Below are 19,161 nucleotides of genomic sequence, written 5' to 3'. Positions count from 1 at the left end.
ATAATGAAAAAGTATATAATTTATATAGGAATATTAGTTGTCGGGTTGCTTTTAGGATGGATGATTTTTGGAGGTTCATCAAATAAAAATACAGAGTATAATCACAGCGAGGTTTCTGAAACTAAACAAATGTGGACCTGTGCTATGCATCCGCAGATTATGCAACCAGAAGCTGGCGATTGTCCTATTTGTGGTATGGATTTAATTCCTGCAGAAGTAGGTGCAGAAGGTTTAGCGGTAGATCAATTTAAACTATCAAAAAACGCAATGGCTTTGGCAAATATTCAAACCACTGTTGTAGGTAATAGTAATATTGAAGGTAATGCCATAAAACTTTCAGGAAAAATTGTAGAGAATGAAGAAGCTAATGCAGTACAAGTAAGTTATTTTTCTGGAAGAATTGAGCGATTGAATGTTAGTTTTACAGGGGAAGAAGTTCGAAAAGGACAATTATTAGCAACTATTTATTCCCCAGAATTATATGCTGCACAACAAGAGTTAATTACAGCAAGTTCATTAAAGGAATCTCAACCTGCATTGTACAAGGCAGTTCGTAATAAATTGAAATTATGGAAATTGTCTGAAAATCAAATTAGTCAAATTGAAAAATCAGGTCGTGTTCAAGAAAACTTTCCTGTTTACGCTACGGTTTCAGGAACAGTTTCTGAAAAGCTGGTAGAACAAGGTGACTATATTAAACAGGGCCAGCCACTATTAAAAATTGCAAATTTAAATACAGTTTGGGCAAATTTTGATGTTTACGAAAATCAAATCAGCTTATTTAAAAAAGGGCAAGAAGTTTCTATAACTACAAATTCTAACCCAAATGCGGTTTTTAAGTCGAAAGTAGATTTTATTGACCCCGTTTTAAATGCTAGAAAACGTACTGTAAACTTAAGAGTTGTTTTAAATAATAAAGACGATATGTTTAAACCGGGAATGTTTGTTGAAGGTTTAATAACTGGAGTTAATTCAAGTAAGGAGGACATCTTAAACATTCCTTCATCTGCTGTTTTATGGACAGGAAAGCGCTCTGTGGTGTATCTTAAAGCAAATCAAAATGAGCCTGTTTTTGAAATGCGTCAAATTACATTAGGAAATAAAAATGGTGATACTTACCAAGTATTAGAAGGCTTAAAAAATGGAGATGAAATTGTAACAAACGGAACTTTTACTGTTGATGCTGCTGCACAATTACAAGGAAAAAAATCGATGATGAATAAAGAAGGTGGTAAAATGATGACAGGGCATGAAGGGCATTTGGGTATGGGAGAAATGACTTCAACAGACAATAAGAGTCATTCCAATATTAATGAAAGAGTTAAAGTATCAAAGGACTTTCAAAATCAGTTAAAGGCAGTTTTTTATGATTATATCAAGTTGAAAGATGAATTAGTAAAAGATGATTCTAAAAATGTAAAGGAAACATCAAAAAAACTATTAGATAATTTAAATAAAGTCGATATGAAACTTTTAAATAACAATGATGTTCATTCGCATTGGATGTCATTAGAAAAAGCGATAAAGACTTCTGCAAATTCAATCTCAAACACATTAAATATTCTAGAACAAAGAAATTATTTCAAACAACTTTCTACATATCTAACAAATGCTATAGAAATATTTGGTGTTAATGAAAAGGTGTATCAACAGTTTTGTCCTATGGCAGATAGCAATAAAGGAGCCTATTGGTTAAGTAAAGAAGAAAAAGTGGTCAATCCATATTTTGGTGGTGCGATGTTAACCTGTGGAGAAATAAAACAAGTAATAGAATAATAATTAAATTTTTAAAACAATGAAAAGAGTAATTTTAAGTGTAGCTGTAATGGCAAGTTTAGTTTTCACGAGCTGTAAAAACGAAACGAAACAAGAAAAAGAAACAACAACTACAGAGCTTTCTAAAGAAATTGCAATGGCAGATATAACTTTTGGAGTTAGAGGTAATTGCGGAATGTGTAAAAACACAATTGAAAAAGCCGCAAATGGTGTTGAGGGTGTTGCAAATGCTAATTGGGATGTAGATAAAAAGAAAATTGATGTCTCTTTTGATGAAGCTAAAACAGATGTAATAGCAATTCATAAAGCGATTGCAGCATCAGGTTATGATACTGAAAAAGTAGCAGCAAACGATGAGGCTTATAAGGGTTTACCAGGTTGTTGCCAATACGATCATGAAATGCCAATGAATCAATCAGGTGAGAATAAAGAAGAAGATCATTCTAATCATTAATAATAAGTAAAATAAGTAAAGAAGAGCCCTATTTAAAGGGTTCTTCTTTTATAAAAATCTCACACCTAATTTTATTTGCAACACCATTGCACGAAATAATTTATATATTTGCTTCAATGAAATTTTTAGCCTTCATATTATCAATATATATATTCGCACTTAATTTAGCGCCTTGCCAAGATTATAGTGACTTTAATGATGAGGTTAAAATTGAGATTTCACAATCTTTAAGTGATGATCATCAGCATCTAGGTTCAGATTTATGTTCACCTTTTTGTATTTGCCAATGTTGCCATATTAGTGCTACACATTTTAAAAGCGTAAATGTAAAGTTTAATAAATCTGATATTTCTACTCAAGATTTTTTCTACATAAACGGTTCAGAAAGAAAATTTACTACTTCAATTTTACAGCCACCAAGGGCATAATTCAGTTTTCTAAAGGATAGCTATATCCATTTTTCAACCTTATCAAAGGTTCTTTCATTTCGAGTAATTCTAATTTTTTTATCAGAATTGTATCGAGAAGTTTAACTGAATTAATACATTTTCTATGATTAATAAAATTATTGATTTTTCAATCAATAACAAATTCATTATTGGTTTGCTTACGCTTACCATTATTGGAGCAGGTATTTGGAGTATGACCCAAGTGCCAATCGATGCTGTTCCAGATATTACCAATAACCAAGTGCAAGTTATCACACAAGCGCCCAATTTAGGAACAGAGGATATTGAGCAAATAATAACCTATCCTGTTGAAGTTGCAATGAGTAACCTTCCCAATGTTCAAGAAATCCGTTCCATTTCTCGTTTTGGTCTATCTGTTGTTACTATTGTTTTTGATGATGATATGGGAACTTATTTGCCTCGTCAATTGGTGGCAGAAAAGCTCAACGACATAAAAACGCAAATCCCTAATGGTTTTGGAGAACCTACAATGGGACCAATTTCGTCTGGTTTAGGAGAAATATATCAATATACGCTTAAAGTGAAACCAGAATACAAAAATAAGTATTCGGTCACAGATTTGCGTACCATGCAAGATTGGATTGTGCAGCGTCAAATGGCTATGGTGGAAGGAGTTGTTGAGGTGAATGCTATTGGCGGAAAAATCAAACAATATGAAGTCGCTGTAGATCCAAACGATTTAAAAGCGATAGGATTAACCATTACAGATGTATTTGAGGCACTTGAAGCTAACAATCAAAATACAGGTGGTGCATATATTGAAAAAAATCATCAAGCCAATTTTATTCGTGGTGAAGGATTGGTAAGAAGTTTAGATGATATTAAGAAAATTGCAGTCAAAAACACTAATAACATTCCAATTACTATTGGGGATATTGCTACCGTTCAATTTGGTTCTGCAATTCGTTATGGCGCTTTAACACAAGATGGTGAAGGCGAAGTTGTAGGAGGTTTGGTTATGATGCTTAAAGGTGCTAATTCAAACGATGTTATAGAGAATGTTAAGCAAAGAATGACTCAAATTGAAAAATCTTTACCAGAAGGTGTCATTATTGAACCTTTATTAGACCGAAGCAAATTAATAGCAGAAACAACTTTTACGGTAGCTACAAATCTTATTGAAGGTGCATTAATTGTCATTTTCGTTCTTATTTTTCTTTTGGGAAATTGGCGAGGTGGTTTAATAGTGGCTTCAACCATTCCATTATCCTTATTATTTGCCTTTATACTTATGAATGTATTTGATGTTTGGGCTAATCTAATGAGCTTAGGAGCTATAGATTTTGGAATTATTGTAGATGGAGCAGTAATTATTGTAGAAAGTACTGTTTTTCTCATCGCCTCTCAAGTATTAAAAAAGAACAAATTATCTTCAAAAGAACGAGATTATGTGGCATCAAATGCTTCCAAAAAAATGATGAATGCTGCGTTTTTCGGGCAGCTTATTATTTTAATTGTTTTTCTTCCAATTTTGGCATTACAAGGCATTGAAGGGAAAATGTTTAAGCCTATGGCGTTAACCTTTATTTTTGCTATGATTGGTGCCATGGTGCTGTGTCTTACTTATGTACCTATGATGTCTGCATTAATTCTAAGAGCGCCAAAATCATCAAAAAAATCTTATGGAGATAAATTTGTGCATTGGGTAGAACGTAAATATCAGCCTTTATTGGTTAAAGCGTTGGAAAAGAGTAAGCTAATAATTGGTATTTCTGTTTTTTTATTCGGAATTACAGTCTTTGTGTTCACAAGAATGGGTGGCGAATTTATTCCACAACTTGATGAAGGTGATATTGCATTTCACGCTATTTTAAAACCGGGAAGTTCACTTACAGAAACTATCGAAACGACGACCAAAATTGAACAAATTGTAAAAGCAAAGTTTCCTGAAGTAGAAAAAATTGTAAGCCGCATAGGTGTTGCCGAAATTCCAACAGATCCAATGCCAATGGATCTTGCTGATGTTTTTGTAATTCTTAAGCCAAAAAGTGAATGGACTTCGGTAGCATCTAAAGACGAACTCATCGAAAAAATGAAAGAAGCGGTTGAAATAATTCCTGGTGTTAATTATGAATTTACGCAGCCTATTGAAATGCGTTTCAATGAATTGCTCGAAGGTGTTAGAGAGGACATTGCAATAAAACTATATGGAGAAGATATTAACGTGTTATCTCAAAAAGCAGCTGAAATAACTAAAATTATTGCAGGTACAGATGGTATTGGTGATATGAAAGCTGAGGCAACAACAGGGTTGCCACAAATGACAATTACCTACAACAGAAGTAAGTTAGCTCAATATGGTTTACAAATAAATACATTGAATCAAATTGTTCAATCGGCTTTTGCTGGTGGAACAGCAGGTACTATTTTTGAAGGTGAAAAAAGATTTGATCTTGTAGTAAGATTAAGTTCCGACAATCGAAATGATATAACAGATGTTCAAAATTTATTTATCAATTTACCTTCAGGTATTCAGATTCCGCTTCGTGAAATTGCAGATGTCACCTATAAAGCTGGTCCGATGCAAATAAGCAGAGATAATACCAACAGAAGAACATATGTAGGAATAAATGTTAGAGGACGAGACGTGAAATCTTTGGTAACCGAGATAAAATCAAAGTTAGATGCTAAATTGGAATTGCCATCCGGCTATTTTATTCGTTACGGTGGTGCATTTGAGAATTTAGAGCGTGCTAGTAATCGATTGCAAACCGTTGTGCCAATAGCGTTAGTACTCATTTTTATACTTATTTATTTTGCATTAAAATCGGTATCACAAACTTTAATGATTTATATAGCTATTCCAATGGCAACCATTGGAGGTGTAATAGCATTATGGTTAAGAGATATGCCATTTAGTATTTCGGCAGGTGTAGGTTTTATCGTGTTGTTTGGTGTTGCGGTTTTAAATGGACTCGTAATGATTAGTGGATTAAACGAGTTGAAAGAAGAAGGCGTTACCAACCTTAAAGATAGAATTATTGAAGGTACAAAGCGACGAATTAGACCTATTATGCTAACGGCTTTTACAGATGTTTTAGGGTTTTTGCCCATGGCAGTTTCAGCATCTGCTGGTGCAGAAGTGCAACGCCCTTTGGCTACTGTTGTTATAGGTGGTTTATTAACTTCTACGCTATTAACCTTGTTTGTTTTGCCGATATTATATCATTGGGTTGAAACGAAATCTTTAAAATTTAGTATGAATAAAAAAGCGATTGCTTTTACTGCTATTATAGGGTTTGTATTTCTGTTCTCCATAAATACAAATGCGCAACAAAAGAGTGATTCTATTTCGGTAATAACAATGCAAGAAGCAGTTAAATTATCAAAAGAAAATTATCCACTATTAAAACAAAAGCAATTAGAAATCACTAAACAACAGCAGTTAAAAAGTACAGTTTACGATTTAGGTACAACTCAAATTTTTACAGGTGGTGAAGAACTTAGTAATGGAAATGGTATTTATACCACCATTGGTGTTGGTCAATCTAATATTGATGTATTTGGAGTTTCGGCAAAAAAGCGATTGCAAGAACAACGTATTCAATTTGCTCAAAAAGCATTTCAACTCTCAGAATTAGATTTAGAACTAGAGGTTAAAAAAGCTTGGTTAAGAGCCTTTCAAAGTAAAAAGAATTATAATTTATATAAAGAATTAGATTCCATTTACACCAATTTTGAAAAAGCAGTAGCCTTGAATTATGAAGTAGAAGCCATTTCAAAATTAGAATATTCTGCAGCTAGAAACCAAGCCTTACAGATTCAAAATAAATTGATGCAAGCGAAGAGTGACTATCACATTGACTTACAGCAATTAAATTTATGGTTAGTTTCTGATACATTTTATACGGTTCCAAATGATATTGAAATTATTGAAGAAATAAATAGTGATAATTTTAATTTAGAAGCACATCCTTTATTTGATTTAGCACAACTACAAGTAACAGAAGCAGAAGCAACATATAATGCTGCTAAGGCCGATAATTTACCCAAGTTTAACCTGCAAGGTGGCTTACAAAAAGTAAATGGTAATTCCGGTTTTTATACCTATCAAGCGGGAATTTCAATTCCGTTTTTATCAGGAATAAATAAAGCAAAGGTTAAAACTGCAAAAATCGATTCCGAAATTGCAGAAGTAACTATTCAATTTAAGAAAAAGGAAGTTCAGTCTAAATTCAATCAGGCAAAGGAAAATTATCAAAAATGGAAAAACTCGTGGCTATTCTATAAAAATGAAGTTTTACAACTTGTTAAAGAACAAAAAGCAGGTGCTTTGTTTGCTTATAAAGAGGGGGAAATAGACTATGCAGGATTTACACAACTTATAAAAGAAGCTATTCAATCGGAATTAGAGGCACAAAAAGCATTAATAAATTATTTAGAAAATGCCTTTCAACTACAATATTTTAATCAATAAGAAAATGAAAAACACACGATATATAACCTTTACACTACTAATCTTTTTACTTGTAGTTACAGCTTGTGGTAATAAGGAAAAACATAAAGTTGAAGATGGACATTCGCATGATGATGTTATAAAGTCAGAAAATAATGATAATCATGATAAGGTAGAAGAAGTAATGATTTCAAAACAACAATTTGAAACATTAAAAATGAAAATAGATGCCATTACAGAGCGAAACATGAGTGGTTATGTAGAAGCCAACGGGACTTTAGAAGTGCCACCACAAAACGAAGCAGCTATTACTTCTGTTGTTGGAGCGAATGTAGTGTCTATAAAAGTAATTGAAGGCGATAAGGTTAATAAAGGACAAGTTGTTGCATACCTTTCACATCCTACTATTATAAAAATGCAGACAGATTATTTAAATGCCTATAGCAACAGTAATTTTATGAAGAAAAATTACGAACGACAACAAAAATTATATGATGCTGGCGTAGGATCTGGCGCAAATTTTCAAAAGGCAGAAGCAGAATATGAGGCATCTAAAGCAATGGTTAATGGATTGGAAGCACAATTACGACTATTAAGTGTCAATACAGCATCGGTGCGTAAAGGTATAATTGCTCAAAGCATCTCATTACGGAGTCCAATAGAAGGTTTTGTTCAAAAAGTGGAAGTAAAAACAGGGCAATATGTAGACCCACAAACCGAACTTTTTGAAATTGTAAACACGCATCATGTTCACGCAGATTTAATGGTATTTGAAAAAGACGTTTATAAAGTAAAAAAAGGGCAGAAAGTAGTTTTTAATGTGCAATCTATACCAGGTGAAGAACTTTCCGCAGAAATCTATTCAGTAAGTAAAACTTTTGAAGAAAATCCTAAAGCAGTTCATGTCCATGCCGAAATTGAAAACAAGACGGGTAATTTAATTCCGGGCATGTATATTAAGGGCAAAATTCAAACAGAAAACGCTCAAACAACAGCTTTACCAGAAAGTGCCATCATAAAAGAAGGTGATAAATTTTACGTTTTTACAGCAGAAAGAGAAAATGAAGATTGGAGTTTTAAGCCTATAGAAGTGCTTTTAGGAGCAAAAGATGACAATTGGATAGCTGTTCAATTTTTTGAAGAATTGGATAAAAACACAAAGTTTGCTTATAATAATGCCTACTATCTTAATGCCGAAATGCAAAAAGGAGAAACGGAACACGCACATTAATAATGGAAAACATAGAACAATTTTTAGAGTCAAAAAGTATACGTGTTACGGCAATGCGTTTATTAATTTATAAGTTTCTTGCAGAGAAACAAGTCGCCGTTACATTAAGCGATATTGAAAATGCTTTTGAAAAAGCAGACCGAACCACATTATACAGAACAATTAAAACTTTTGAAGAAAAAGATATTGTGCATCAAATAGATGATGGTACAGGAATTACCAAATATGCATTATGTGAAAAAGGGTGTAATTGCGAAATTGAAACAGATTTACACTTGCATTTTCATTGCAACAATTGTAACGAAACAGTTTGTCTCACAGATCATAAAATTCCTCAAATTAAAGTTCCAGAGGGGTTTATTTCAGAAAATGTGAATTTGGTAGTTAAAGGTATTTGCGATAAATGTAGTAGTTAATAATGCACTTCCTTTGCACTAATTATAATAGCATCTTTGGAAGAAATACATTTTAAGATGAAAAAAAAGAAACTGAATTTAAGAGATATTAAACAGCATTCTGAAACAGAACATAACCACGATGATGGTCATAATCATGGCGAAAATCAAAGTGGATTTAAAGTCTATGTACCAGCAATTATAAGTTTTGTAATGCTGATAATAGGAATAGCTTTGGATTATTTTAATGTAACCTTTTTCAAAAATTGGTTGCGTTTAGGGTGGTATATTATAGCTTATTTCCCAGTAGGACTTCCTGTTTTAAAAGAAGGTTGGAGAAGCATTAAAAAAGGGGATGTTTTTACAGAGTTCTTTTTAATGTCTTTAGCAACTATTGGGGCGTTTGCGATTGGTGAATTTCCAGAAGGCGTTGCAGTCATGCTATTTTACGCAGTAGGCGAACTCTTTCAAAATGCAGCAGTAAATAGAGCAAAGGGGAATATTAAGGCGTTATTAGATGTTCGTCCTAAAGAAGCGAATGTATTTCGGAATGGTGATATAGAAAGTGTGTCACCAGAAACAGTTGCTATTGGTGAGAAAATTCAAATTAAAGTTGGTGAAAAAATCTCATTAGATGGTGTTTTAATTTCCGAAAAAGGATCACTCAATACAGCTGCTTTAACAGGCGAAAGTAAACCAGATACAATTACTAAAGGTACAAGTGTTTTTGCAGGTAGTATTAATTTAGAAAATGTAATTGAAGTTGAAGTTACAAAAGAATTTAAAGACAGTTCTATTGCAAGAATATTGGATTTAGTTCAAAATGCCACAGCAAGAAAGTCAAAAACAGAATTATTCATTAGAAAATTTGCACGTATTTATACACCAATTGTCGTCTTTTTGGCAATTGGAGTTACTTTTTTGCCTTATTTATTTGTTAGTGATTATGTGTTTAGAGATTGGTTGTATCGTGCCTTAATCTTCTTGGTTATATCGTGTCCTTGCGCTTTGGTAATATCTATTCCGTTAGGTTATTTCGGAGGATTGGGAGCAGCATCAAAAAACGGAATTTTATTTAAAGGAGCTTCATTTTTAGATGCAATGACCAAAATAAACACTTTGGTAATGGATAAAACAGGTACGGTTACAAAAGGTATTTTCAAAATTAAACAAATAAAAGCAGTCAATTGGGATGAAAAAGAGTTTATGAAGTATCTCATAGCTATTGAAGAACAATCTACACATCCCATTGCTAAAGCAATCTTAGAGTATAAGGCTGAAGGCACAGATTATGAGGCGTCGGAAGTATCCGAAATTGCTGGAAAAGGATTAAAAGGTATTGTAAATAATAAAACAGTTTTAGTCGGCAATAAAGCCTTAATGACTGCTAATAATATAAAGGCATTAGAGGAAACAGAAACTATTGTAGAATCCATTGTATTGGTCGCTATAGATGATGCGTTTGCAGGTTATGTTGTTATTGCAGATGAATTAAAAGACGATGCAAAAGAAACGATTATAGCATTACATAATATAGGTATTAAAAATATTATGATGCTCTCTGGCGATAAGGATTCTATTACTCAAAAAGTGGCTTCGGAATTAAATATTAAAAAAGCCAAAGGTGGTTTATTGCCAGAAGATAAATTAAATGAAGTTGAAAAATTAAAGCAAAATCCTGATAATAAGATTGCTTTTATAGGCGATGGTATTAATGATGCTCCCGTTTTAGCAGCTAGTGATGTTGGTATCGCAATGGGTGGTTTAGGAAGTGATGTCGCTATTGAAACAGCAGATGTTATTATTCAAACAGACCAACCTTCAAAAATGGTAAAAGCAATAAAAATTAGTCGTTCCACCCGAAAAATTGTTTGGCAAAATATCATATTAGCATTCGGTGTAAAAGTCATAGTTCTAATATTAGGAGCAGGTGGTTTGGCTACGATGTGGGAAGCGGTGTTTGCAGATGTAGGAGTAGCATTGTTAGCAATTTTGAATGCTGTTAGATTACAACGAATTAGTTGGAATTAAAAAAGATCATTAAAATTATGTTTACTCACTTAAAAAGGGTTTCTAATTTAAGTGTCCTTTTTATTTTCAATCATAAGTTATGATGATGTTGAAATAAAAAAAGTGAATTTATATTTAGAAATCGTGTCTAATGCTGTTTCTTAAATAAAAAAAATCCCGTAAACATTAAAGTTTCGGGATTTTTTCGTGGTACCTCCAGGAATCGAACCAGGGACACAAGGATTTTCAGTCCTTTGCTCTACCAACTGAGCTAAGGTACCTCGCCAAAGCGGTTGCAAATATATATTCATTTTTACTATTTGCCAAAATAAAATTGTAAAAAAATAATCTTTGTTTGTCTTTTATTTTTAAAGTACTAATTTAAGGGATATTAATAAAGTATGTTAAATAGGATATATATTCTTTATGGTTTTATAAATTTACGGTCGCTAGTAAAATAATATGAATTTAATTATAGATGTTGGTAACTCGTTTGTGAAGTTAGCCATTTTTAAAGGAGATAAACTCAAAAGCAAAGAGGTTATTGAAACTAAGCATATTTTAGAAGGTATAAAAATGCTAAAAAACAAATATCCTTCTATTAAAAAAGCGATTATATCTTCTGTTGGAATATTAAAAAAAACAGATATTAACACAATAGGTAAGTCTTTTGATTTGCTAATATTAGATTCAGAAACTAAATTACCTTTTAAAAATTTATATAAAACTCCAAAAACTTTAGGTGTAGATAGGATAGCATTAGTATCAGCATCTGTTGAAAAGTTTCCTGATACTAATGTACTTGTAATAGATGCGGGGAGTTGTATTACTTATGATTTTGTGACTTCTAAAAATGAATACTTAGGAGGTGCTATATCTCCTGGTTTACAAATGAGATATAAGGCTTTAAATACTTTTACGGCAAACCTACCGTTGTTAGAATCAGAAAATCCAGATAATATAATAGGAAAATCAACAAAAGAATCTATACATTCTGGCGTTGTATTTGGTATTTTAAATGAAATTGAAGGAGTAATTCAAAAATATAAGTTAAAATATCCTGATTTAACAGTTATTTTAACAGGTGGGGATACTAAATTCTTGTCAAAACAATTAAAAAGTAGCATATTTGCGAACTCAAATTTCCTTTTAGAGGGATTAAATTTTATTTTACAAATTAACACAAACGAATGATTAAAAAACTTGTATTAGTTTTTATTGCAGTATTTGCAATTCACAGTTATGGTCAAGAGGGAACAGCTTCGCCATATTCTTTTTATGGTATTGGAAATCTTAAATTTAAAGGTACTGTAGAGAATAGAAGTATGGGAGGTTTAAGTATTTATACAGATAGTATTCATGTTAATTTACGTAATCCAGCATCTTATGCAGGAGATAATGTAAGTATTTTTCCTTTTAATGGAGAAAGCAGGCCAGTTAAATTTACAGTTGGAGGAAGTTATACTAGCACAGATTTAAAAACGGATTCTGGTGTAGATAAATCTTCTTCAACAACTTTTAATTATATAGCCATATCAATTCCTATGGGTAAGTTTGGTTTTGGTTTTGGTTTATTGCCACATACTTCGGTTGGTTATAAATTAGAGTCTTTAAATGATGAAGATAAAATTGAAAATAAATTTAAAGGAGAAGGAGGCGTTAATAAAGCATTTTTAGGTGTAGGATATCAAATTGCTGAAGGTTTAACTGTAGGAGTAGATTTTCAATATAATTTTGGAAATATTCAAAACAGCGTTGTTGAGTATCAATATGATAATGGTGCGCCTATTCAATATCAATCTCGCGAAAATAATAGATCAGATTTAAGTGGATTAAATCTTAATTTAGGATTGTCGTACAAAAGGTTGTTAAATGAAAAATTAGAGTTAGTTACTGGTGTTACTTATGCTCCAGAAAGCCTTTTGCATTCAAAAAATCAACAATCATTTTCAACAATATCAATAAATCCAAGTACTGGAAATGAATTTGAAATAAGCAAAATTGAAGTGGATTTAGAAGCTTTAGGTCTTTTAGAAACCGATTTGATTTTACCATCACGTTTCTCAGCAGGATTTGGTGTAGGGGTTCCTAGAAAATGGTTTGTTGGAGCCGAATATTTATTTCGTAATACTAGTAATTTAAGAAACACAACATTAGGTTCGAGCAATCCTACTACTTATGAGGATGCGTCAACTATATCATTAGGAGGTTTTTTTATTCCTCAGTATAATTCTTTTTCAAGTTACTTTAAACGAGTTGTTTATAGAACAGGTTTACGTTTTGAAAATACAGGATTAAATATAAATGATGAAGCAATAAAAGAGTTTGGCATATCTTTTGGAGTAGGATTACCAGTTGGAAGTTATTTCTCTAATGCGAATTTAGGTTTCGAAATAGGAAAACGAGGAACTACAAGCAATAATTTAATACAAGAGAATTTTATTAATTTCCAATTAAGTTTATCTTTGAACGACAGATGGTTTCAAAAAAGAAAGTATGACTAACAGCATAAAATTATTATCATGAAGAAAAAAATTACATTATTATTAGCAGTATTATTTATTGGATTAAATTTTGGCTTTGCACAGCAAGATGAAGAGTGCATGACAAAACTTTCAATATTTCATGAATATGTTAAAGCAAAAAACTTTGATGCAGCTTATGAGCCTTGGATGGACGTAAGAAATAAATGCCCAAAATTTAATAATGCAATATATGTAGATGGGGAGAAAATTTTAGAATATAAAATAGACAAATCTACAGGAGCTGAAAAAGTAGCTTTTATTAATGATTTAATAAAACTTTGGGAAGAAAGAGGTGTGCATTTTGAAAGCAAAACTCCAAAAGGAGAATATGCGGCACAAGCTTGTCAATTAATGTATGATAATAGAACAGAGCTTAATAAAACGGATGAAGAATTATATGCGTGTTTTGATGCAGCATATAAATTAGATAAGGATACGTTTACAAACCCAAAAAGTTTATATACTTATTTTTCTTTAATGGTTGATTTGTATGATGCAAAGAAAAAAACTGCTGCAGAATTATTTAATAAATATGATGATGTTGCAGAGAAAGTAGAAGTAGAAGTTGAAAATTATTCAGAAAAGCTTAATAAATTAATAGAAAAAGATTCTACTGGAGCATCTCTAACAAAAAGAGATAAAAGCATTCAAAGGTCTAGTGAAAGTTATTTAAAAGCTTATGATCAAATTTCTGATGGTATAGATAAAAAATTAGGAGATAGAGCAAATTGTGATAACTTAATTCCACTTTATCAAAAAGACTTTGAGGAAAACAAAACTAACGCTCTATGGTTACAGAGAGCTGCTGGTAAAATGTCTGAAAAAGAATGTACAGACGATCCATTATTCTTTAAGTTAGTAAATGCATACCACGAGTTAAGTCCGTCGGCTAATTCAGCTTACTACTTAGGTATCTTGAAAGACAAAGAAGGGAAATCTAGTGAAGCTATTGACTTTTACAAACAAGCAATTTCTTTAGAAACAGATAACTTTAAAAAGTCTAAATTAAACAATAGAATTGGTTTAAAGCTAAAAGCAAGAGGTAGTTATGGTCAAGCAAGAGGTTTCTTTAGAGAGGCTTTAAAACTTAATCCATCTAATGGTCGTCCATACTTATCTATAGCAGCAATGTATGCAGCTAGTGCTAATAGTTGTGGAGATACTAATTTTAATAAGAGAGCAGTTTATTGGTTAGCTGCAGATGAAGCTAGAAAAGCTGCCCGTGTTGATCCAACACAAAGTAGTAATGCTTCGAAGTCTGTCGCCAATTATTTAGCTAAAGTGCCTACTAAATCAGAGATTTTTAGTTCTGGAAGAGGAGGAGAAGTAATTAGAATTGGATGTTGGATTGGAGCATCAGTTACAGTGCCAAAAATTTAATGACAAAAAGAGTAACATATTATATACTAAACATAGTCACAGTAATTACTGTGACTATGTTTTTTTCATGCAACGACAGTTTTAAGCAGGTTCAAAAAATCGGTATTTCTGAAAATGAACCTATTGGTATAGAATATAAAACAAATTTAAAATATACAGATTCAGGTAAAGTAATCGCTAATTTGTTAAGTAATAAATACTTAGATTACTCAAATAGAGATTTTCCTTTTTATGAATTTACAGATGGAGCTACACTTTATATATATGATAAAGAAAACAGAAAAAGCACTGTTGTAGCAGATTACGCTATCGTTTATAACGAAACGAATTTAATTGACATGCAAAATAATGTTGTTATAACAACACATGACAACAGGGTTTTAAAAACAGACCAATTGTTTTATGACCAAAGTAAAGAATGGTTGTACACAAACAAACCAGTTTCATTTAAAACAGAAGAAGATCTTATAAATGGTAATGGTTTTGATTCTAATTCTGAATTCACAAATGCCGAAGTGCTAGAGGTAACAGGTATAATTACACTAGAAGATTAAATAAAAGTCATTGCGAGGAGCTTTTTCTAAGTGGCAATCTGTTTAATTATAATTTCTTCAAAAACAAAAATGTAAACAGAAATCCTTCTCAATTTTAAGTATCTTTACACCCAGAAAAAATAAATTTCAAAAATGAAATATTCTAAGATTTTTCAATATGCTTATTTAGTATTTGCTATTTTATTTGCATACGATGCTATTACTAAGTATTTAAATATGGGAGAGATTTCGTATCCTTCAATATTGCTAGCAGCATTAGCTGTATTCATGTTTTTCTTTAGGAAAAAGTTTAGTAAAAAATTTGAAAATAGAGATAATTCAAACTAAATGAGCATTTATGTTATCATAATAATTGTATCATTAATTCTTTCAGCCTTTTTCTCGGGTATGGAGATTGCTTATGTGTCTTCAAATAAAATTCATATAGAAATTGAGAAAAAACAAGATGGCATACTTGCCAAAGCATTAAGTAAACTTACAGCAAAACCATCAAAATTTATAACAACCATGCTTATTGGTAATAATATAGCATTGGTTATTTATGGGTTTTTTATGGGCGATTTATTGGTGAATTGGTTTCAATCTATGTTGCCTATTTCAAATGAATTTTTAAATTATCTGCTAACAGATTTAAGCCTGTTGTCGCAAACCATTATCTCAACATTATTAATTTTAATTACTGCGGAGTTTTTACCCAAAGTGTTTTTTCAAATATATTCCAACACCTTAATTAAAGCCCTAGCAATTCCTGCATATTTGTTTTATATGCTCTTTACGTTTGTTTCAGACTTTATAATCTGGATTTCAGATTTTGTCCTTAAACATTTGTTTAAAACCGATGGTGATCAAATTCAATTAGCATTTACTAAAGTTGAACTTGGTAATTACATAAGTGAGCAAATGGAATCTGTTGAAGAACATGATAATGTAGATAGTGAAATACAAATTTTTCAAAATGCTTTAGAGTTTTCTGAAGTAAAAGCACGTGAAGTTATGGTGCCACGCACTGAAATTATTGCAGTTGAAATTAATGACTCAATAAAATCTCTTAATGCACTTTTTACAGAAACTGGTAGAACAAAAATTCTAGTTTATAAAGATACTATCGACGATATTTTAGGGTATGTCCATTCATTTGATTTGTTTAAAAAAACAAAAACAATTAAAGAGATGATGCTTCCTGTGGAGTTTATACCAGAAACAGTACTTATAAAAGATGTACTTAGTGTACTTACTAAAAAGCGAAAAAGTATTGCAGTAATATTAGATGAATACGGAGGTACTTCTGGTATTATGACAGTAGAAGATATTGTTGAAGAACTTTTTGGCGAAATTGAAGACGAACACGATTCCATAGATTTAATTGAAGATAAACTTGACGATGGTACTTATAAGTTTTCAGCAAGATTAGAAGTAGATTACATCAATGAAGCATACAAAATGAACCTTCCAGAAGGAGAGAATTATGAAACACTTGGAGGGTTGATTGTGCATCATACCGAAGAGATTCCAAGCCAAAATGATGTTGTAAAAATTGACACCTTTCAATTTACAATTTTAGAAGTCTCAACAACTAAAATTGATATGGTAGAACTTAAAGTGTTAGAAGAAGATTAAAATAACTATTTCTACTTTTATTATTGAATAGAAAATGGTATTTTCGCGCACGATATTTTTGTCAGTTTATTAAAAATTGACACCAACTTAACAAGCAATCCCAAAAACGGATTTATTAAAAATTTAATTTACAAATGGCAGTTTTAAATAAGATAAGACAACGTTCACTATTCTTAATATTAATAATCGCATTAGCATTATTCTCTTTTGTATTAGCAGATTTGTTTAAAAACAGTGATGCATTAACAGCGAAATCGCAAAATATTGTTGCTACAATAAACGGTAAGGACATTACTCGTGAAGACTTTTTGCAAAAAGTTGAAGTAGCACAAAGACAGATGGGACCAACAGCAACTAATACTCAAGTTATGAACAGAGTTTGGGAGGAAGAAGTTAGACAAGCTGTTATGGAAACTCAATATGAAGAATTGGGAATTTCTGTAGAAAAAGATCAAATGAGAGATTTGTTAAAAACATCGTTAGCAACAAGTCCAGAGTTTTTAAATGAAGCTGGAATATTTGATGAAAACAAATTAAATGAATACATAGCTAATTTAAAAGAAACATCACCAGCAGGTTATGAAAGTTGGATTAACTATGAAAAACAGGTAGCAGGAAATGCGCTTCAACAAAACTATTTTAATTTAGTTAAAGCTGGTTTAACAGGAACACTTGCAGAAGGTGAATTAGAACATAAATTAGAAGGTAATAAAGTTGATATTAAATATGTACAAGTTGCTTATTCAACTATTCCAGATAGTACAGTAACCGTTTCTAAATCTGATATTTCAACTTATATTAAAGAAAACAAAAAACAATTTGAAGTTGATGCTTCTAGAGATATTCGTTTTGTTCAGTTTAATGAAGTTGCATCTATTGAAGATGAAAACAATATTAAAGCAGAATTAAACACTTACATTAAAGGTAGAGTTGTTGATGAAACTGGAAGAAAAGATACAATAGCAGCTTTTTCAACAGTAAAAAATAATGAAGATTATATCAATTTAACAGCAGCATCAGATTTAAAATTTGATGAGCGTTTTGTATTTAAATCAGCTTTACCAGTTGCAATAGCAGATAGTATTTTTAATTTAAATGAAGGTGAAGTATACGGGCCATATAAAGATAATGGCTTTTTTAAAGTATCTAAGCTAATTGCTGTAAAACAAATTCCAGATTCAGCAAAAGTAAGACACATTTTAATTCCTTTTAGAGGAGCTCAAAGTGCTGCTCCAGAAGTTACACAAACTGAAGCTGAAGCTAAAAATACTGCTGATAGTTTATTAGCTGTAATTAAATCTAATCGTTCTAAATTTCCAGAATTAGTAACTGAGTTTTCTTCAGATCAAGGAAGTGTTGCTAAAGAAGGACGTTACGATTGGCACCCATACAACACTATGGTACCTGAGTTTAATGATTTTGAATTTAATGGTAAAGTAGGAGATTTAGATGTAGTTAAAACAATTTTCGGTTTTCATATTATAGAAATTGAAGGACAGAAAGAAAAAAGTAAAGCAGTACAAGTTGGTACTATAGCAAGAACAATAGAGCCATCTGAAGCTACAGCTGACAAAGTATTTAGAGACGCGTCAAATTTCGAAATAAATACAGGTAAAGGTGATTTTGATGCTTTAGCAAAAGAAAGTAATTATGTAGTTCGACCTGTAAACGGTATTAAAGTTTTAGACGAAACTATTCCTGGTGTTGGAAACCAAAGACCAATTGTGCGTTGGGCTTTTGAAAATGAAGTTGAAGTGGGTGATATTAAACGTTTTAATGTTCCTGGAGGTTATGTTATAGCTCAATTAGTAGCTAAGCACAAAGAAGGATTAATGTCTGTAGATGATGCTACTGCTAAAGTTTTACCAATTATTAGAAAGGAAAAGAAAGCAAAATTAATTAGAGATAGAGTTTCTGTTAGTACTTTAGAAGATTTAGCTGCTGCAGAGAAAACTACTGTAAAAACAGCAACAGGAATCAATATGAAATCACCAACAATATCTGGAGCAGGAAGAGAGCCATTAGTTGTAGGTTCTGCATTTGGATTAAATGAAGGCGAAACTTCAAAATTAATTGATGGAGCAAACGGTGTATACATGATTCAGGTAACTAAAGTTACTCCTGCATTAGCGTTAGATAACTACCAAGCTGCTGCTAATAGAGTAGAACAACAAAAAGCAAGTGTAGTTAATTCTAAGTTATACAATGCTTTAAAAGAATCTGCAAATATTGAAGATAATAGAGCTAAAACACAAGTGCAATAGTTATTAGTCTCTAAAAAAATAAATTTAAAAAAAGCCTCGTTAATCGAGGCTTTTTTTATAGCTTTTAGTTATTAATTTATAAAAACTGT

At 31.5% G+C, this 19,161-nt stretch carries 14 protein-coding genes and 1 tRNA gene; 14 read left to right on the top strand and 1 reads right to left on the bottom strand.

The genetic code is table 11. The features are described from left to right. Positions 1 to 3 precede the first annotated feature (3 nt). From BT151_RS12240 to BT151_RS12210, 7 genes are all read left to right on the top strand, one after another. A complete protein-coding gene (locus BT151_RS12240) occupies positions 4 to 1,776 on the top strand; it encodes an efflux RND transporter periplasmic adaptor subunit (protein WP_072402546.1) in 1,773 nt (590 codons plus the stop codon). A gap of 19 nt (positions 1,777 to 1,795) precedes the next feature. After that, positions 1,796 to 2,230 (top strand): heavy-metal-associated domain-containing protein, encoded by a 435-nt coding sequence (locus tag BT151_RS12235; RefSeq protein WP_072402544.1) that lies wholly within the window; start codon positions 1,796 to 1,798, stop codon positions 2,228 to 2,230. Positions 2,231 to 2,346: 116 nt separating this feature from the next. Further along, the gene (locus BT151_RS12230) at positions 2,347 to 2,658 is read left to right on the top strand and encodes a DUF6660 family protein (RefSeq protein WP_072402543.1); all 312 of its coding nucleotides are present in this window, start codon (positions 2,347 to 2,349) and stop codon (positions 2,656 to 2,658) included. A gap of 124 nt (positions 2,659 to 2,782) precedes the next feature. Next, complete coding sequence (locus BT151_RS12225) at positions 2,783 to 7,117, top strand: CusA/CzcA family heavy metal efflux RND transporter (RefSeq protein ID WP_072402541.1); 4,335 nt, start codon at positions 2,783 to 2,785, stop codon at positions 7,115 to 7,117. Between the two features lie 4 nt (positions 7,118 to 7,121). Next, on the top strand, positions 7,122 to 8,327 hold the full coding sequence (locus BT151_RS12220; RefSeq protein ID WP_072402657.1) for an efflux RND transporter periplasmic adaptor subunit: 1,206 nt from the start codon (positions 7,122 to 7,124) through the stop codon (positions 8,325 to 8,327). A gap of 2 nt (positions 8,328 to 8,329) precedes the next feature. Then, positions 8,330 to 8,743, top strand: a complete 414-nt coding sequence (locus BT151_RS12215) for a Fur family transcriptional regulator (RefSeq protein ID WP_072402539.1) — start codon at positions 8,330 to 8,332, stop codon at positions 8,741 to 8,743. A gap of 57 nt (positions 8,744 to 8,800) precedes the next feature. After that, positions 8,801 to 10,753 carry a heavy metal translocating P-type ATPase gene (locus tag BT151_RS12210; RefSeq protein WP_072402538.1) on the top strand — a complete coding sequence of 651 codons (1,953 nt, stop codon included), beginning with the start codon at positions 8,801 to 8,803 and terminating at the stop codon, positions 10,751 to 10,753. Positions 10,754 to 10,940: 187 nt separating this feature from the next. Here BT151_RS12210 and BT151_RS12205 read toward each other — a convergent pair. Beyond that, positions 10,941 to 11,013 (bottom strand) — tRNA-Phe (locus tag BT151_RS12205). Between the two features lie 181 nt (positions 11,014 to 11,194). Between BT151_RS12205 and BT151_RS12200 the strand changes: the two genes are divergently transcribed. The 7 genes from BT151_RS12200 (at position 11,195) to BT151_RS12170 (ending at position 19,072) form a co-directional block, all read left to right on the top strand. Continuing rightward, positions 11,195 to 11,926 (top strand): type III pantothenate kinase, encoded by a 732-nt coding sequence (locus BT151_RS12200; RefSeq protein ID WP_072402537.1) that lies wholly within the window; start codon positions 11,195 to 11,197, stop codon positions 11,924 to 11,926. After that, a complete protein-coding gene (locus tag BT151_RS12195) occupies positions 11,923 to 13,236 on the top strand; it encodes a BamG family beta-barrel-assembly machinery protein (protein ID WP_072402535.1) in 1,314 nt (437 codons plus the stop codon). Before BT151_RS12200 ends, BT151_RS12195 begins: the two co-directional genes overlap by 4 nt. Before the next feature lie 18 nt (positions 13,237 to 13,254). After that, entirely contained in the window at positions 13,255 to 14,637 is a 1,383-nt protein-coding gene (locus tag BT151_RS12190) for a tetratricopeptide repeat protein (protein WP_072402534.1), read from the top strand. Next, the gene (gene lptC / locus BT151_RS12185) at positions 14,637 to 15,191 is read left to right on the top strand and encodes an LPS export ABC transporter periplasmic protein LptC (protein ID WP_072402532.1); all 555 of its coding nucleotides are present in this window, start codon (positions 14,637 to 14,639) and stop codon (positions 15,189 to 15,191) included. The genes BT151_RS12190 and lptC overlap by 1 nt, the downstream gene beginning before the upstream one ends. Before the next feature lie 132 nt (positions 15,192 to 15,323). Then, positions 15,324 to 15,518 carry a hypothetical protein gene (locus tag BT151_RS12180; RefSeq protein ID WP_072402530.1) on the top strand — a complete coding sequence of 65 codons (195 nt, stop codon included), beginning with the start codon at positions 15,324 to 15,326 and terminating at the stop codon, positions 15,516 to 15,518. Next, the gene (locus tag BT151_RS12175) at positions 15,519 to 16,808 is read left to right on the top strand and encodes a hemolysin family protein (RefSeq protein ID WP_072402529.1); all 1,290 of its coding nucleotides are present in this window, start codon (positions 15,519 to 15,521) and stop codon (positions 16,806 to 16,808) included. Positions 16,809 to 16,942: 134 nt separating this feature from the next. Continuing rightward, entirely contained in the window at positions 16,943 to 19,072 is a 2,130-nt protein-coding gene (locus BT151_RS12170) for a peptidylprolyl isomerase (protein WP_072402527.1), read from the top strand. Positions 19,073 to 19,161: the final 89 nt, after the last annotated feature.

This window comes from Flaviramulus basaltis (assembly GCF_900114265.1).
GTDB lineage: Bacteria > Bacteroidota > Bacteroidia > Flavobacteriales > Flavobacteriaceae > Flaviramulus > Flaviramulus basaltis.
This window is presented reverse-complemented; position numbering and strand designations above follow the sequence as displayed.

What these genes read in the sequence shown, in the direction of transcription:
- BT151_RS12215 (WP_072402539.1), top strand. Translation starts at nt 8,330, where the DNA reads ATGGAAAACATAGAACAATTTTTAGAGTCAAAAAGTATACGTGTTACG.
- BT151_RS12230 (WP_072402543.1), top strand. Translation starts at nt 2,347, where the DNA reads ATGAAATTTTTAGCCTTCATATTATCAATATATATATTCGCACTTAAT.
- BT151_RS12170 (WP_072402527.1), top strand. Translation starts at nt 16,943, where the DNA reads ATGGCAGTTTTAAATAAGATAAGACAACGTTCACTATTCTTAATATTA.
- BT151_RS12200 (WP_072402537.1), top strand. Translation starts at nt 11,195, where the DNA reads ATGAATTTAATTATAGATGTTGGTAACTCGTTTGTGAAGTTAGCCATT.
- BT151_RS12235 (WP_072402544.1), top strand. Translation starts at nt 1,796, where the DNA reads ATGAAAAGAGTAATTTTAAGTGTAGCTGTAATGGCAAGTTTAGTTTTC.
- BT151_RS12225 (WP_072402541.1), top strand. Translation starts at nt 2,783, where the DNA reads ATGATTAATAAAATTATTGATTTTTCAATCAATAACAAATTCATTATT.
- BT151_RS12220 (WP_072402657.1), top strand. Translation starts at nt 7,122, where the DNA reads ATGAAAAACACACGATATATAACCTTTACACTACTAATCTTTTTACTT.
- BT151_RS12210 (WP_072402538.1), top strand. Translation starts at nt 8,801, where the DNA reads ATGAAAAAAAAGAAACTGAATTTAAGAGATATTAAACAGCATTCTGAA.
- BT151_RS12240 (WP_072402546.1), top strand. Translation starts at nt 4, where the DNA reads ATGAAAAAGTATATAATTTATATAGGAATATTAGTTGTCGGGTTGCTT.
- BT151_RS12175 (WP_072402529.1), top strand. Translation starts at nt 15,519, where the DNA reads ATGAGCATTTATGTTATCATAATAATTGTATCATTAATTCTTTCAGCC.
- BT151_RS12195 (WP_072402535.1), top strand. Translation starts at nt 11,923, where the DNA reads ATGATTAAAAAACTTGTATTAGTTTTTATTGCAGTATTTGCAATTCAC.
- BT151_RS12190 (WP_072402534.1), top strand. Translation starts at nt 13,255, where the DNA reads ATGAAGAAAAAAATTACATTATTATTAGCAGTATTATTTATTGGATTA.
- lptC (WP_072402532.1), top strand. Translation starts at nt 14,637, where the DNA reads ATGACAAAAAGAGTAACATATTATATACTAAACATAGTCACAGTAATT.
- BT151_RS12180 (WP_072402530.1), top strand. Translation starts at nt 15,324, where the DNA reads ATGAAATATTCTAAGATTTTTCAATATGCTTATTTAGTATTTGCTATT.